Annotated in this window: 12 protein-coding genes and 1 other annotated feature; of the genes, 8 read left to right on the top strand and 4 right to left on the bottom strand. The window is 56.0% G+C overall.

Annotation, left to right across the window (positions count from 1 at the left end; all coding sequences use genetic code 11):
- Window positions 1–32 precede the first annotated feature (32 nt).
- On the bottom strand, window positions 33–3,179 hold the full coding sequence (acrB, locus tag ABLU78_RS09275) for a multidrug efflux RND transporter permease subunit AcrB (RefSeq protein WP_015704610.1): 3,147 nt from the start codon (window positions 3,177–3,179) through the stop codon (window positions 33–35).
- Between the two features lie 22 nt (window positions 3,180–3,201).
- Window positions 3,202–4,401 (bottom strand): multidrug efflux RND transporter periplasmic adaptor subunit AcrA, encoded by a 1,200-nt coding sequence (gene acrA / locus ABLU78_RS09280; protein WP_020079451.1) that lies wholly within the window; start codon window positions 4,399–4,401, stop codon window positions 3,202–3,204.
- 142 nt (window positions 4,402–4,543) lie between these two features.
- On the opposite strand from acrA, the gene acrR reads away from it, so the two are divergent.
- The gene (gene acrR, locus ABLU78_RS09285) at window positions 4,544–5,194 is read left to right on the top strand and encodes a multidrug efflux transporter transcriptional repressor AcrR (protein WP_015704611.1); all 651 of its coding nucleotides are present in this window, start codon (window positions 4,544–4,546) and stop codon (window positions 5,192–5,194) included.
- 130 nt (window positions 5,195–5,324) lie between these two features.
- A complete protein-coding gene (gene mscK / locus ABLU78_RS09290) occupies window positions 5,325–8,669 on the top strand; it encodes a mechanosensitive channel MscK (protein ID WP_032714000.1) in 3,345 nt (1,114 codons plus the stop codon).
- A 37-nt stretch (window positions 8,670–8,706) separates the two neighbouring features.
- Here the strand turns inward: mscK and rsmS are convergent, their stop codons facing one another.
- A complete protein-coding gene (gene rsmS, locus ABLU78_RS09295; RefSeq protein ID WP_015704613.1) occupies window positions 8,707–8,880 on the bottom strand; it encodes a pleiotropic regulatory protein RsmS in 174 nt (57 codons plus the stop codon).
- Between the two features lie 12 nt (window positions 8,881–8,892).
- Window positions 8,893–9,420 carry a primosomal replication protein N'' gene (priC, locus tag ABLU78_RS09300; protein ID WP_047739991.1) on the bottom strand — a complete coding sequence of 176 codons (528 nt, stop codon included), beginning with the start codon at window positions 9,418–9,420 and terminating at the stop codon, window positions 8,893–8,895.
- A 69-nt stretch (window positions 9,421–9,489) separates the two neighbouring features.
- Here priC and ABLU78_RS09305 point away from each other — a divergent pair, with 69 nt between their 5' ends.
- The 6 genes from ABLU78_RS09305 (at window position 9,490) to htpG (ending at window position 15,555) form a co-directional block, all read left to right on the top strand.
- Window positions 9,490–9,867, top strand: a complete 378-nt coding sequence (locus ABLU78_RS09305) for a DUF454 family protein (protein WP_047053324.1) — start codon at window positions 9,490–9,492, stop codon at window positions 9,865–9,867.
- A 150-nt stretch (window positions 9,868–10,017) separates the two neighbouring features.
- Window positions 10,018–10,569, top strand: a complete 552-nt coding sequence (apt, locus tag ABLU78_RS09310) for an adenine phosphoribosyltransferase (RefSeq protein ID WP_015367908.1) — start codon at window positions 10,018–10,020, stop codon at window positions 10,567–10,569.
- 92 nt (window positions 10,570–10,661) lie between these two features.
- Complete coding sequence (gene dnaX / locus ABLU78_RS09315) at window positions 10,662–12,572, top strand: DNA polymerase III subunit gamma/tau (protein ID WP_048228453.1); 1,911 nt, start codon at window positions 10,662–10,664, stop codon at window positions 12,570–12,572.
- Window positions 11,905–11,969: a sequence feature (DnaX frameshifting element), on the top strand. Its footprint overlaps the gene before it by 65 nt.
- A gap of 56 nt (window positions 12,573–12,628) precedes the next feature.
- Window positions 12,629–12,961, top strand: a complete 333-nt coding sequence (locus ABLU78_RS09320) for a YbaB/EbfC family nucleoid-associated protein (protein ID WP_008805448.1) — start codon at window positions 12,629–12,631, stop codon at window positions 12,959–12,961.
- Window positions 12,961–13,566, top strand: a complete 606-nt coding sequence (gene recR / locus ABLU78_RS09325; protein WP_015367906.1) for a recombination mediator RecR — start codon at window positions 12,961–12,963, stop codon at window positions 13,564–13,566. The genes ABLU78_RS09320 and recR overlap by 1 nt, the downstream gene beginning before the upstream one ends.
- Window positions 13,567–13,680: 114 nt before the next feature.
- The gene (gene htpG / locus ABLU78_RS09330; RefSeq protein ID WP_015367905.1) at window positions 13,681–15,555 is read left to right on the top strand and encodes a molecular chaperone HtpG; all 1,875 of its coding nucleotides are present in this window, start codon (window positions 13,681–13,683) and stop codon (window positions 15,553–15,555) included.
- Window positions 15,556–15,678 lie beyond the last annotated feature (123 nt).

A 15,678-nucleotide genomic window follows, 5' to 3' on the forward strand; every position in this document is an offset into this window, starting at 1 on the left:
GGCCGCAAATGCGGCCCTTAGCTTAAGCAAGATTAATGATGCTCAACCGGATGGTTATGCTCAATATCTTCAGTTTTCTTACTGAAGCGGCGACGAACCACCACGAAGAACACCGGCACGAAGAAGATAGCCAGAACCGTCGCGGTCACCATCCCGCCCATTACGCCGGTACCGACGGCGTTCTGTGCGCCGGAACCTGCGCCAGAGCTGATAACCAGCGGCATGACCCCGAGGATAAACGCCAGAGAGGTCATCAGGATTGGACGCAGACGCATACGTACCGCTTCCAGCGTCGCTTCAATCAGGCCTTTGCCTTCTTTTTCCATCAGGTCTTTGGCGAATTCAACGATAAGTATCGCGTTCTTCGCCGACAGGCCGATGGTCGTCAGCAGGCCGACCTGGAAGTAAACGTCGTTAGTCAGCCCGCGGAAGGTTGCCGCTAACAGCGCGCCAACAACACCCAACGGTACCACCAGCATGACGGAGAACGGAATCGACCAGCTCTCGTACAATGCTGCCAGACACAGGAAGACGACGATAAGCGAGATAGCATACAGCGCCGGGGCCTGGTTGCCTGACAGGCGTTCCTGATAGGACATACCGGTCCAGTCGTAACCGACGCCTGAAGGCAGTTTGCTTGCCAGCTGTTCCATCATCGCCATCGCTTCACCCGTACTGCGGCCCGGCGCTGCCTGACCGAGGATTTCCATCGACGGCAGACCGTTGTAACGTTCCAGACGCGGTGAACCATATTCCCAATGGGAAGTGGAGAAGGCGGAGAACGGCACCATTTGGCCATCGCTGCCGCGTACATACCAGTTGCCGATATCCTCTGGCAGCATACGGTATTTCGCTTCAGACATGACGTACACTTTCTTCACGCGACCGCGGTCGATGAAGTCGTTGACGTAGCTGCCGCCCCACGCTGCGCCGAGGGTGGTGTTGATGTCGCTAATTGAAACGCCCAGCGCCTGCGCTTTTTCCTGATCGATATCGATCTTGAACTGCGGCGTATCTTCCAGGCCGTTAGGACGCACGCCAACCAGCAGATCGGGATGCTGAGCAACCATACCAAACAGCTGGTTACGCGCCTGAGTTAATTTCTCATGCCCTAAACCACCCTGATCGATGAGCTGGAAGTCAAAGCCGGTAGCGGTACCCAGTTCGACGATCGCCGGCAGGTTAAACGCGAAGACCATCGCATCTTTAATCTGCGAGAAACGGGCCATCGCGCGGCCGGTAATCGCTTCAACTTTGTTTTCTGAACCTGGGCGTTCGCTCCAGTCTTTTAACGACACGAAGGCGATACCGGTGTTCTGACCGCGGCCTGCAAAACCAAAACCGTTAACCGCGAACACCGATTCAACGTTGTTCTTCTCTTTGGTCAGGTAGTAGTCAGTCATCTCGTCGAGGACTTTCTGCGTACGTTCCTGACTCGCGCCCGCCGGAAGCTGCGCCATACTCAGGAACACGCCCTGGTCTTCGTCCGGCAGGAAGGAGCTTGGCAGACGAACGAACAGGTAAGCCATACCGACGACGATAATCAGATACAGCACCAGGTAACGACCGGTACTACGCAGAATGTTGCCTACGCTGTCGGTGTAGTGGTGCGTGCTCTTATCGAACATGCGGTTAAACCAGCCAAAGAAGCCTTTGTGCTCGCCATGGCCGCCTTTCTGAATCGGCTTCAGCATGGTGGCGCACAGCGCTGGCGTCAGAATCAGCGCTACCAGTACCGATAGCGCCATCGCGGAAACGATTGTGATCGAGAACTGGCGATAAATCGCGCCGGTTGAACCGCCGAAGAAGGCCATCGGGATAAATACCGCCGACAGTACCATCGCAATACCGACCAACGCGCCCTGAATCTGACCCATCGACTTACGGGTCGCTTCTTTCGGCGGCAATCCTTCCTCCGCCATTACGCGCTCGACGTTTTCTACTACCACGATGGCGTCATCCACCAGCAAGCCGATGGCCAGCACCATCCCGAACATCGTCAGGGTGTTTATCGAGAAGCCAAACACCGCCAGGATGGCGAATGTCCCAAGCAATACCACCGGTACTGCAATGGTCGGGATCAGCGTGGCGCGGAAGTTCTGCAGGAACAGATACATGACCAGGAACACCAGGATGATCGCTTCCACCAGCGTTTTTACCACTTCATGAATAGAGATTTTCACGAACGGGGTAGTATCGTACGGGTAGACGATTTTCAGGCCTGACGGGAAGTACGGTTCCATCTTCGCCAGCTCTGCGCGGATGGCGTTGGCGGTATCCAGGGCGTTAGCGCCGGTGGCCAGTTTAATCCCCAGACCAGAAGCCGGTTGGCCGTTGAACTTCGCGATGATGTCGTAGTTTTCGCCGCCGAGTTCAACTTTCGCCACGTCGCGCAGACGAACCTGTGAACCATCCTGATTGACTTTCAGCAGAATCTTGCTGAATTCATCAGCGGAAGTCAGACGCGTTTGGGCGATGATCGAGGCGTTCAACTGCTGGCCTTTCACCGGCGGCGTACCGCCTAACTGACCTGCCGCGACCTGGGCGTTCTGCGCTTTAATGGCGTTGATGACATCTACCGGAGTTAACTGGAAGTTGTTTAGCTTCGTCGGGTCCATCCAGATACGCATTGCGTACTGGGAACCGAACAGCTGAACGTCGCCGACGCCGGAAGTACGGCTGATGGCATCCTTCATATTGGCGCCCACGTAGTCGGAAATATCCTCCTGCGTCATGGTGCCGTTAGTGTTGATAACCCCGACAACCATCAGGAAGCTACTGGAGGATTTCTCCACGCTCACGCCCTGTTGTTGTACTTCCTGCGGCAGCAGCGGCATCGCCAGCTGCAGCTTATTCTGCACCTGTACCTGGGCGATATCTGCGTCGGTACCGGACTGGAAGGTCAGGGTGATCTGCACCGTACCGGTGGAGTCACTGTTCGAGGACATGTACATCAGGTTATCGATACCGTTCATGTTCTGTTCGATAACCTGTGTCACGGTGTCCTGCACCGTTTTCGCATCAGCCCCCGGATAGGTGGCCGAGATCGTCACTGCTGGCGGCGCAATCGTTGGATATTGCGCCACGGGGAGTTTCATAATCGAAAGCCCCCCTGCCAACATGATGATTATGGCGATCACCCATGCAAATATGGGGCGATCGATAAAGAAATTAGGCATGTCTTAACGGCTCCTGTTTAAGTTAAGACTTGGTTTGTTCAGACTGAGCGTTCGCGTTGCCGGCGGTTTGCTGTTGGTTGTCTGAAGCTACTTCCTGCGCTTTTACCTGTACGCCTGGTTTGACTTTTTGCAGGCCAGCGACGATCACGCGATCGCCTGATTTCAGACCTTCGGTCACTAACCACTTGTCGCCGATAGCCTGAGTCGCGGTGACCTGGCGCACTTCAACTTTGTCGCCTTCGCCGACCACCATCACGCTGGCATCGCCGCGCGGGGTACGGGTAACGCCCTGTTGCGGAACCAGCAGCGCATCCGGGTTAATACCTTCTTCCAGACGTGCGCGAACAAACATCCCTGGCAGCAGAGTGTGGTCCGGGTTCGGGAAGATAGCGCGCAGCGTGATAGAACCGGTGGTCTGGTCAACGGTGACGTCGGAGAATTCCAGCGTACCCTCTTGCGGATATTTCAGACCGTCATTGGTGACCAGTTCGACCTTCGCCTTACCGTTTTCTTGCTTCAGTTTACCGTTCGCCAGTTCCTGTTTCAGACGCAGGAAATCGTTGCTCGATTGGGTAACGTCAACATAGATAGGGTCTAGCTGCTGAACGGTAGCCAGCGCGGTAGATTGCCCGTTTTGCACCAGCGCGCCTTCGGTGACCGCGGATTTACCGATGCGTCCACTGATTGGCGACGTCACTTTGGTATAAGCCAGGTTGATACGCGCGGTTTCAACTGCGGCTTTCGCCGCGACGACGGCGGCGTTGCTTTGCTGAGCGTCGGCAACGGCTGAGTCATATTCTTGTTGGCTGATGTATTTGGTGCCAACCAGTTTCTGATAACGTTTGACCGTCAACTGAGCGATGTTTGCGGCGGCCTGGGCTTTCGCTAAGTCGCCTTTAGCGCTTTCATAGCTTGCCTGATAGGTTGCCGGATCGATCTGATAAAGAGACACCCCCGCCTGAATATCGCTGCCTTCAGTGAAGTTACGTTTCAGAATAATGCCACTTACCTGAGGACGGACTTCTGCGACACGATAAGCATTGGTACGACCAGGAAGTTCAGTGGTGATTTGTAGAGGTGCGGATTTGAGCGTGACAATACCGACTTCCGGCATTTGCTGGGCTCCTTGTTGAGCCGGTTTATCGTCACATCCTGTTAGCGCTAAGCTGCCTGAGAGCATCAGAACGACCGCCAGAGGCGTTAACCCTCTGTTTTTGTTCATATGTAAACCTCGAGTGTCCAATTTCAAATTTTTTAGTGGCTCAAACGTCCACAAACCCACTACAGTCTTTCTATTATGGTCATGCTATGGTACATACATTCACAAATGTATGTAAACGCAACCTCTGTAAAGTCATCAACCTATGGCACGAAAAACCAAACAACAGGCACTTGAAACCCGGCAACTGATTCTTGACGTCGCCCTGCGATTGTTTTCGCAGCAAGGGGTATCATCTACCTCGTTGGCCGCGATTGCAAAAGCTGCTGGAGTGACCAGGGGCGCTATATACTGGCATTTCAAAAACAAATCCGATCTGTTTAATGAAATATGGAGTCTCTCTGACGCCAGCATTAGCGATCTCGAAGTTGAGTATCGGGCAAAATTCCCTAACGATCCACTGTCAGTTGTTCGCGAAATACTGGTTTATATCCTCGAAGCGACGGTAGTAGAGGAGCGTAGGCGCCTGATGATGGAAATCATCTTCCATAAATGCGAATTTGTCGGAGAAATGGCCGTTGTCCAACAAGCGCAGCGCAGTTTATGGCTTGAAAGCTACGATCGTATTGAGCAAACATTAAAAGATTGTATCACTGCTCAACAATTACCTGCGAATTTACTCACTCGCCGTGCGGCAATTCTGATGCGCAGTTATCTTTCCGGATTAATGGAAAACTGGCTCTTTGCACCAGAGAGTTTTAACCTTCATGCGGAAGCCCGTGCTTATGTCGATGCGCTGATTGAGATGTATCAGACCTGCCCGTCGCTACGAAGTTCGTCTGAGGTCATGGCCTGAATCCGCAGGCGTAAATAAAGGTAAATTTTACTTATCTCTGCCGCTATTCGCGCGCAGGGAGAAGTGCTATTCTGCGCGCTGCGACGACCCCCGGTATTCTCCGGCATTTGCAACCATTCATGTTAATACTATGCAGCATACAAATCGTTGGCCTCATGCTATTTCCACCATTGTCTTTGCACTGGTCCTTATAGTTGGCACTCTGAGCTTCAGCCAGGTTCAGGCTGCAGATTTACCTGACCGTTCTGACATTCAAAGCCAGCTCACTACGCTAAATAAGCAAAAAGAACTCACGCCGCAGGAAAAATTAGTTCAGCAGGACCTGACGCAGACTTTAGAAACGCTCGATAAGATTGAGCGTATAAAGTCTGAAACTGTGCAACTGCGTCAGCAGGTTGAACAGGCGCCGGCGAAAATGCGTCAGGCGGTAGACAGCCTGAATGCGCTGAGCGATGTTCCTGATGATGAGGTCACCCGTAAAACCCTGAGCACGTTATCGTTGCGACAGCTTGAATCCAGGGTGTCTCAGGCGCTCGACGATCTGCAAAGCGCGCAGAACGATCTGGCGGCCTACAACAGCCAATTGGTCTCGCTGCAGACGCAGCCGGAGCGCGTGCAGAACGCGATGTACTCCGCCTCCCAGCAGCTACAGCAAATTCGTAACCGTCTCAACGGCACCGCGCCGGGCGAAGAGACGCTGCGCCCGACGCAGCAGGGGTTGCTGCTGGCGCAGCAGGCCTTGCTGAATGCGGAGATCGAACAGCAGCGTAAGAGCCTGGAAGGCAATACTGTGCTGCAGGATACGCTGCAGAAACAGCGCGATTACGTGACCGCCCACAGCAACCGGCTGGAACATCAGCTGCAACTGTTGCAGGAAGCGGTGAACAGCAAGCGGCTGACCCTCACCGAGAAAACCGCTCAGGAAGCGGTCTCGCCGGAGGAGACCTCGCGGATCCAAAATAACCCGTTGGTCAAGCAGGAGCTTGAAGTTAACCATCAGCTTAGCGAAAAGCTGATTCAGGCGACGGAAAACGGCAACCAACTGGTGCAGCGCAATATCAGAGTGAAAAACTGGCTCGACCGCGCGCTGCAATCCGAACGCGATATCAAAGAGCAGATTTCGGTATTGAAAGGCAGCCTGCTGCTGTCGCGTATCCTCTATCAGCAGCAGCAAACATTGCCATCAGCGGATGAGCTGCAGGATATGACCAACCGCATTGCCGATCTGCGCCTGGAGCAGTTTGAAGTTAACCAGCAGCGCGATGCGTTATTCCAGAGCGATGCCTTTGTGGCAAAGCTGGAAGAGGGCCATAGCAGCGAAGTCACGCCGGAAGTACACGACGCCCTGTTGGAAGTCGTGGACATGCGCCGAGAATTGCTCGACCAGTTTAACAAACAGCTGGGGAACCAGCTGATGATGGCCATCAACCTGCAGATTAACCAGCAGCAGTTGATGAGCGTCTCCAGCAATCTGAAATCGATCCTGACCCAGCAGATTTTCTGGGTGAACAGCAATAAGCCGATGGATTGGGAGTGGATCAAATCCTTCCCGGAAGCGCTGAAAGCCCAGTTCAAATCGATGAAAATCACCGTCAACTGGGAGAAAGCCTGGCCGGCGGTATTTATCGCGTTCCTCGCCGGGCTGCCGCTGCTATTGATTGCCGGGCTGATCCGCTGGCGCTTGCAGTGGCTGCGTGATTACCAGGCTAAGCTGGCCTCCCAGGTAGGCCAGTTACGCAATGATACTCAGCTAAACACACCAAAAGCGATCCTGATAGATTTAATCAGAGCGCTGCCGGTGGTGCTGCTCATCCTCGCCGCCGGGCTTATCCTGCTGACGATGCAGCTGAATGTCAGCAACTTGCTATGGGCCTACAGTAAAAAACTAGCGATGTTCTGGCTGGTGTTCGGCCTGTGCTGGAAGGTGCTGGAAAAAGACGGCGTGGCGGTGAAGCATTTCAATATGCCCGCGCAGCTCACCAGCCACTGGCGGCGGCAGATCGTCCGCGTCAGCCTGGCGTTGCTGCCGCTGAATTTCTGGTCGGTTGTTTCTGAGCTCTCTCCGCTTAATTTGATGGACGACGTGCTGGGGCAGTTTGTTATCTTCGTCAACCTGCTGCTCATTGCGGTGCTGGTGTGGCCGATGTGCCGCGAAAGCTGGCGTGACAAAGAGTCGCACAGCCTGCGCCTGCTGACGGTGACCGTGCTGTCGATTGTGCCCGTCGCGCTGATGGTCCTCACGGCGACCGGTTACTTCTATACCACGCTGCGTCTGGCTGGCCGCTGGATTGAGACCGTCTATCTGGTGATGATGTGGAACCTGCTATACCAGACCGTTCTCCGCGGCCTGAGTGTGGCTGCGCGACGTATTGCCTGGCGCCGGGCGCTGGCGCGTCGCCAGCATCTGGTGAAAGAAGGGGCGGAAGGCGCCGAACCGCAGGAAGAGCCGACGATCGCGCTCGAACAGGTTAACCAACAAACGCTGCGCATCACCATGCTGGTGATGGTGGCGTTGTTCGCGGTGCTGTTCTGGGCGATTTGGTCCGATCTGATAACCGTGTTCGCCTATCTCGACAGCATTACGCTCTGGCACTACAACGGCACCGAAGCCGGCGCCAGCGTGGTGAAAAGCGTGACGATGGGTAGCCTGCTGTTTGCGATTGTCGCCTCGATGGTCGCCTGGGCGCTGATCCGCAACTTGCCGGGCCTGCTGGAAGTGCTGGTGCTGTCGCGTCTTAATATGCGCCAGGGCGCTTCCTATGCCATCACGACAATCCTCAACTACGCGATTATCGCCATCGGCGCGATGACGGTCTTCGGCTCCTTAGGCGTGTCGTGGGATAAACTGCAGTGGCTGGCCGCGGCGCTGTCGGTTGGTTTAGGTTTCGGCTTACAGGAGATTTTCGGTAACTTCGTCTCCGGCCTGATCATTCTCTTCGAACGCCCGGTGCGTATCGGCGATACGGTCACTATCGGTACCTTCTCAGGCACCGTCAGTAAGATCCGTATCCGCGCGACGACCATTACCGATTTCGATCGCAAAGAGGTGATTATTCCAAACAAGGCCTTCGTGACTGAACGGCTGATCAACTGGTCGCTCTCCGATACCATCACCCGCGTGGTGATCCGCCTGGGCGTAGCCTACGGATCCGATCTCGATAAAGTGAAAGAGGTGCTGCTGCAGGCGGCGCATGAACATCCGAAAGTGATGCAGGAACCAGCGCCGTCGGTCTTCTTTACCACCTTCGGCGCCAGCACGCTGGATCATGAACTGCGCCTCTACGTACGTGAACTGCGCGATCGCAGCTACGCGGTGGATGAGCTTAACCGTTCTATCGATCGCCTGTGCCGTGAAAACAATATCGATATTGCCTTCAACCAGCTGGAAGTTCATCTGCGTAACGAGAAGGGAGATGAAGTGACGGAAGTGAAGCGCGATAATAAAGGGGATGATACGGCGCCAGGCGTCGCATAATCGCTAATCGGGGCGGCATATGCCGCCCCGAATCGTTTTATTCTTCTGACAGGGGCGCGTCAGGTTGGGCGTTTTTCAGTTTGTTTTCATAGTCACGCTTAATAATATCCAACGCTCCCAGCACCGTTTTTGCGCTGACCCGGTTTTCCTCCAGCAACATGATTAAATCGACGGCCAGTTTGACCTCGTCCGGTGCATTTTCCAGCGACATAGTCCTCTCCTGTTAGCGCGTTAAACGCGCCAGTACGTTTTCAATATTATCCAGCGCATCGCGACAGCGGGCCAGGCGCCCGGCATAGGCCTCGACCTCTTTCGTTAGCCGTTGCTGTTCGGCAAGGGTAGTTGCCGACGCCAGCTGACGTTGGCGATCGTTGCGCATTGCCAGCAGGCGGCGCTCATACTCCTGGTGCTGCAGGCGGCGGCGTTGCCAGCGGTTTAGCGTCGGCGAGGCGCTGTCCCATTGGCGTAACGACCAGGTCGCCGTCTCACGACTAATGGCGGCAATCTGCGCCACCAGCCGCTCGGCGAGCCAGGCGACCTGGGGCAGATGCTGATGCTCAACGGCATGCTGGAGCTCGGCGAGATTATGCTGTGCTTCGTCGAGATACGCCTGCATCTGGGTGTCGCGGGTACGGAACAGCTGGCGGTCGAAACGCGGGCTCAACGTAGCGTGGCTGGACAGCGGCGCCACCTGAAGCGCCAGTTCAGCCAGCTGATTTTTCAGCGTTTGTAAAAGCCGGGTTGTTTTCAAATAACTCCTCCATTCCCTACTCAGCAACTGTGCTACAGTAGCGACATCTGCTTGATAACGATTCGCATTATGCCACGTATTATTTTAATCATCATTGGCTGGCTGGCGGTAGTGCTGGGGACGCTGGGCGTATTCTTACCGCTGTTACCGACAACGCCATTTATTCTGCTCGCCGCATGGTGTTTTGCCCGCTCGTCGCCGCGCTTTCACCACTGGCTGCTGTATCGCTCGTGGTTTGGCGGCTATCTTCGCCACTGGCAGCAGTACCGGGCGATGCCGCCGGGGGCCAAGCCGCGAGCCATTATCATGATTTTACTGACCTTTGCCATTTCTCTGTGGCTGGTTAAGCTTATGTGGGTGCGCATCCTGCTGCTGGCGATCCTCGTCTGCCTGTTGATATTTATGTGGCGCATTCCGGTGGTTGACGCAAAGCAACAAAAGCACTGATGCGCAATAATGCCTGTTGCAATTGTTGGCGACAGCCAGTAAATTCTGGCGTTTTCGAGCGCGGGTAAGCCTGGTCAAAGGTTAAACAAATGTTTTTTTGGCCCATTTTGCACGCCCGTGGGTAACACCGTTTCAATCAGGCATAAACTTATGACCGCAACTGCACAGCAGCTTGAATATCTGAAGAACAGCATCCAAAGCGTCCAGGATTATCCGAAACCGGGCATCCTTTTCCGCGATGTCACCAGCTTGCTGGAAGACCCTAAAGCCTATGCGCTTAGCATTGAACTGCTGACCGAGCGTTATAAAGACGCCGGCATCACCAAAGTGGTGGGGACCGAAGCGCGTGGTTTTCTGTTCGGCGCCCCGGTTGCGTTGGCGCTGGGCGTTGGCTTTGTTCCGGTTCGTAAGCCGCGCAAGTTGCCGCGCGAAACCATCGCCGAAAGCTATGAGCTTGAATATGGCACCGATCAGCTGGAAATCCACGTTGATGCCATTAAAGAAGGCGATAAGGTGCTGGTTGTTGATGACCTGCTGGCGACCGGCGGCACCATTGACGCCACCGTGAAGCTGATTCGTCGCCTTGGCGGCGAAGTTCACGATGCCGCTTTTATTATCAATCTGTTCGATCTGGGCGGTGAACAGCGCCTGGAAAAACTGGGCATCAATTGCTTTAGCCTGGTGCCTTTCCCGGGCCACTAAGCAAATCCCGACACATAGCCTCGCCGATCCGGCGGGGCTGTGATAGCATTACCCCCTCGTGAATTCACCTTCCAGCGTTTCAGAGCCAGCCCATGAGTTATCAGGTCTTAGCCCGTAAATGGCGCCCACAAACCTTTGCTGACGTCGTCGGCCAGGAACATGTGCTGACCGCACTGGCGAACGGCTTATCGTTAGGGCGCATCCATCACGCATATCTCTTTTCCGGCACCCGCGGAGTAGGGAAAACCTCCATCGCCCGTCTGTTGGCGAAGGGGTTAAACTGCGAAAGCGGTATTACTGCGACGCCGTGCGGCGTCTGCGATAACTGTCGCGAAATAGAACAAGGCCGCTTTGTCGATCTGATTGAGATCGATGCCGCCTCGCGCACCAAAGTGGAAGATACCCGCGATCTGCTGGACAACGTCCAGTACGCGCCGGCCCGCGGCCGCTTCAAGGTCTACCTGATCGATGAAGTGCATATGCTGTCGCGTCACAGCTTCAACGCGTTATTGAAAACGCTGGAGGAGCCGCCCGCGCACGTCAAATTCCTGCTGGCGACCACCGATCCGCAAAAGCTGCCGGTGACGATTTTGTCCCGCTGCCTGCAGTTCCACCTCAAGGCGCTGGATGTCGAACAGATCCGCCATCAGCTTGAACACATCCTTGGCGAAGAGCAGATCGCGTTTGAGCCGCGTGCGCTGCAGCTGCTGTCGCGCGCCGCGGATGGCAGCCTGCGCGATGCGTTAAGCCTGACCGATCAGGCGATCGCCAGCGGTGATGGCCGCTTAACCGCGCAGTCCGTCAGCGAAATGCTCGGCACCCTCGACGACGATCAAGCGCTATCCTTGATAGAAGCGCTGGTGGCCGCCGACGGCGAGCGCGTGATGGCGGGCGTCAGCGACGCCGCCTCGCGCGGCGTTGAGTGGGAAGCGCTGCTGGTGGAAATGCAAAGTCTGCTGCACCGTATCGCGATGGTTCAGCTCTCGCCATCGGCGCTGGGGGCGGATATGGCTGCCGTCGAGCTACGAATGCGCGAGCTGGCGCGTACCGTGCCGCCGGCCGATGTGCAGCTTTACTATCAGACGCTGCTGATTGGCCGCAAAGAGCTGCCTTATGCGCCAGACCGGCGTATGGGGGTTGAAATGACGCTGCTGCGCGCGCTGGCTTTCCATCCGCGTCAGCCGCTGCCGGAGCCGGAAGTTAAGCCCGTTCAGGTTCCAACCTCTGCGCCGGTACAACAAGCGGCACCGCCCGTATCGTCGCCATCAGCGCCGCCGCAGAATCTGCCGCAAAGCACCAGCCAGGTGCTGGCGGCGCGCAGTCGGCTGCAGCGAACCCCGGGAGCAACCACCCCAAAAAAGAGTGAACCGGCAGCCGCATCCCGCGCGCGGCCGGTGAATAACGCTGCGCTGGAACGACTGAGTTCGATTACCGAGCGCGTACAGGCTCGTCCGGCTGCGGCCGCGCTTGAGCAGGCCCCGGCGAAGAAAGAAGCCTATCGCTGGAAATCGACGGCCCCGATTGAAGAGACCCAGGTCGAGGTCGCCACGCCGAAAGCGCTGAAAAAAGCGCTGGAGCATGAAAAAACGCCGGAGCTGGCGGCGAAACTAGCCGTGGAAGCGGTTGAGCGCGATAGCTGGGCGGCGGAAGTGAGCCAGTTGGCGGTACCGAAACTGGTTGAACAGGTGGCGCTGAACGCGTGGAAAGAGCAGGACGGCAATCGCATATGTCTGCATTTACGCCCGAGTCAGCGGCATCTCAACTCCGCCGGCGCGCAGCAGAAACTTGCTGAAGCGCTGGGCGTGTTGTACGGTGCGCCGGTTGAATTGACCATCGTTGAAGATGATAATTCGGCGATGCGCACGCCGCTGGAGTGGCGACAGGCAATTTATGAAGAGAAGCTCGCGCAGGCGCGCGACGCGATTATTGCGGATAACAACATCCAGACCCTGCGACGATTCTTCGACGCCGATCTGGATGAAGAGAGTATCCGCCCCATTTGAACGCCAGTCTGACTGGCGTTCAGTACCTTAACGATGACTTACTGAGAGAGAAGCCTATGTTTGGTGGAAAAGGCGGCCTGGGTAACCTGATGAAACAGGCCCAGCAGATGCAAGACAAAATGCAGAAAATGCAGGAAGAGATCGCGCAGCTGGAAGTGACCGGTGAGTCCGGCGCGGGTCTGGTAAAAGTAACCATCAACGGCGCGCATAACTGCCGCCGCGTGGAAATCGACCCAAGCCTGCTGGAAGACGACAAAGAGATGCTGGAAGATCTGGTGGCTGCCGCATTCAATGACGCAGCGCGCCGTATTGAAGAGACCCAGAAAGAGAAAATGGCCTCCGTTTCTGCCGGCATGCAGCTGCCGCCAGGCTTCAAGATGCCGTTCTGATGCAAACCAGCCCGCTGTTAACTCAGCTTATGGAAGCGCTGCGCTGTCTGCCGGGCGTTGGCCCGAAGTCGGCGCAGCGCATGGCGTTTACGCTGCTGCAGCGCGATCGCAGCGGCGGTATGCGTCTGGCGCAGGCGCTAACGCGCGCGATGTCGGAAATCGGCCACTGCGCCGATTGCCGCACCTTCACCGAGCAGGAGGTGTGCAATATTTGCAGCAACCCGCGTCGCCAGGAAAACGGTCAGATCTGCGTGGTGGAGAGTCCAGCGGACATCTACGCCATTGAGCAGACCGGGCAGTATTCCGGCCGCTACTTCGTGCTGATGGGCCACCTGTCGCCGCTTGACGGTATCGGGCCGGATGACATCGGGCTTGACCGCCTCGAGCAGCGCCTCGAAGCCGAGTCAATCAGCGAGTTGATCCTCGCAACCAACCCAACGGTTGAAGGCGAGGCGACGGCCAACTACATCGCTGAGCTCTGCGCGCAGTATGGCGTTGACGCCAGCCGCATCGCCCACGGCGTACCGGTTGGCGGCGAGCTGGAAATGGTCGACGGCACCACGCTGTCGCACTCACTGGCCGGGCGCCACAAGATTATTTTCTGAACAAATGGAGGCGGCGTTCGCTGCCTCCGCTTGAAATTTCCCGCATCTATCCCCATCTCCTCCCCAACACGTTATTTCCATTAATAATAAATGGCATTGTTGAGGTCGACTTACATGAAAGGACAAGAAACCCGTGGTTTCCAGTCAGAAGTGAAACAGCTTCTGCACCTGATGATCCATTCTCTTTATTCCAACAAAGAAATCTTCCTGCGCGAGCTCATCTCCAACGCCTCGGATGCGGCGGATAAGCTGCGTTTCCGCGCGCTGTCCCAGCCGGATCTGTATGAAGGCGACGGCGAGCTGCGCGTACGCGTATCGTTTGATAAAGACAACCGCACGCTGACCATCGCTGATAACGGCATCGGGATGAACCGCGACGAGGTCATTGACCATCTCGGCACCATCGCCAAATCCGGCACCAAAGCGTTCCTCGAATCTATGGGTTCCGATCAGGCGAAAGATAGCCAGCTGATCGGCCAGTTCGGCGTCGGCTTCTATTCAGCCTTTATCGTTGCCGACAAAGTCACCGTGCGCACCCGCGCCGCGGGCGACAAGCCGGAAAACGGCGTGTTTTGGGAGTCCGCTGGCGAAGGCGAATATACTGTTGCCGATATCACTAAGGCCGATCGCGGAACCGAAATCACGTTGCATCTGCGTGAAGGCGAAGACGACTTCCTCAACGACTGGCGCGTGCGTTCGATCATCAGTAAATATTCTGACCATATCGCGCTGCCGGTTGAGATTGAAAAACGCGAAGAAGTGGACGGCGAAACCGTTATTTCGTGGGAAAAAATCAACAAGGCGCAGGCGCTGTGGACCCGCAGCAAATCTGAAGTCAGCGACGACGAATACAAAGAGTTCTATAAGCATATTGCCCATGATTTCAGCGATCCGCTGACCTGGAGCCACAACCGCGTCGAAGGTAAGCAGGAGTACACCAGCCTGCTGTATATTCCGTCGCAGGCGCCGTGGGATATGTGGAACCGCGATCATAAACACGGCCTGAAGCTGTATGTGCAGCGCGTCTTCATCATGGATGACGCCGAGCAGTTTATGCCGAACTACCTGCGTTTCGTGCGCGGCCTGATAGATTCCAACGATCTGCCGCTGAACGTGTCGCGTGAAATCCTGCAGGATAGCAACGTCACCCGTAATCTGCGCACCGCGCTGACCAAACGCGTGCTGCAGATGCTGGAAAAGCTGGCGAAAGACGACGCCGAAAAATATCAGACCTTCTGGAAACAGTTTGGCCTGGTGCTGAAAGAAGGCCCGGCGGAAGATGCCTCCAACCAGCAAGCGATTGCTAAACTGCTGCGCTTCGCCACTACTCATACCGATTCTTCCGCGCAGACCGTGTCGCTGGAAGAGTACGTTTCGCGCATGAAAGAAGGGCAGGAGAAGATTTATTACATCACCGCCGACAGCTATGCGGCGGCGAAGAGCAGCCCGCACCTCGAGCTGCTGCGTAAAAAAGGTATCGAAGTTCTGCTGCTGTCCGATCGCATTGACGAGTGGATGATGAGCTACCTGACCGAGTTCGACGGCAAGGCGTTCCAGTCGGTTGCCAAAGCCGACGAGTCGCTGGAGAAGCTGGCGGACGAAGTTGACGAATCCACCAAAGAAGCCGAAAAAGCGCTGGAGCCGTTCGTTGAGCGTGTGAAAGGCCTGCTGGGTGAGCGCGTGAAAGAGGTGCGTCTGACGCATCGTCTGACCGACACTCCGGCGATTGTCACCACTGATGCCGACGAAATGAGCACCCAGATGGCGAAGCTGTTCGCCGCTGCCGGTCAGGCGGCGCCGGAAGTGAAATACATCTTCGAGCTGAACCCGGCGCATCCGTTGGTGAAACGCGCTGCCGATACCCAGGACGACGCGCAGTTTGGCGAGTGGGTCGAACTGCTGCTGGATCAGGCGCTGCTGGCGGAACGCGGTACGCTGGAGGATCCTAACCAGTTCATCCGCCGTATGAATCAGCTGCTGGCATCCTGACGCGAACCTGAATGAGTAGCCCGGCCGAGCGACGCGATGCCGGGAACGGAATAAATGCCCCGTCTGAGTGATTTGCTCATACGGGGCATTTCACATTAGATTGCATAAAATATCTGACCATTA

Source organism: Klebsiella sp. JN_Kp122 (assembly GCF_040062085.1).
In the GTDB taxonomy this organism is placed as follows: domain Bacteria; phylum Pseudomonadota; class Gammaproteobacteria; order Enterobacterales; family Enterobacteriaceae; genus Klebsiella; species Klebsiella aerogenes.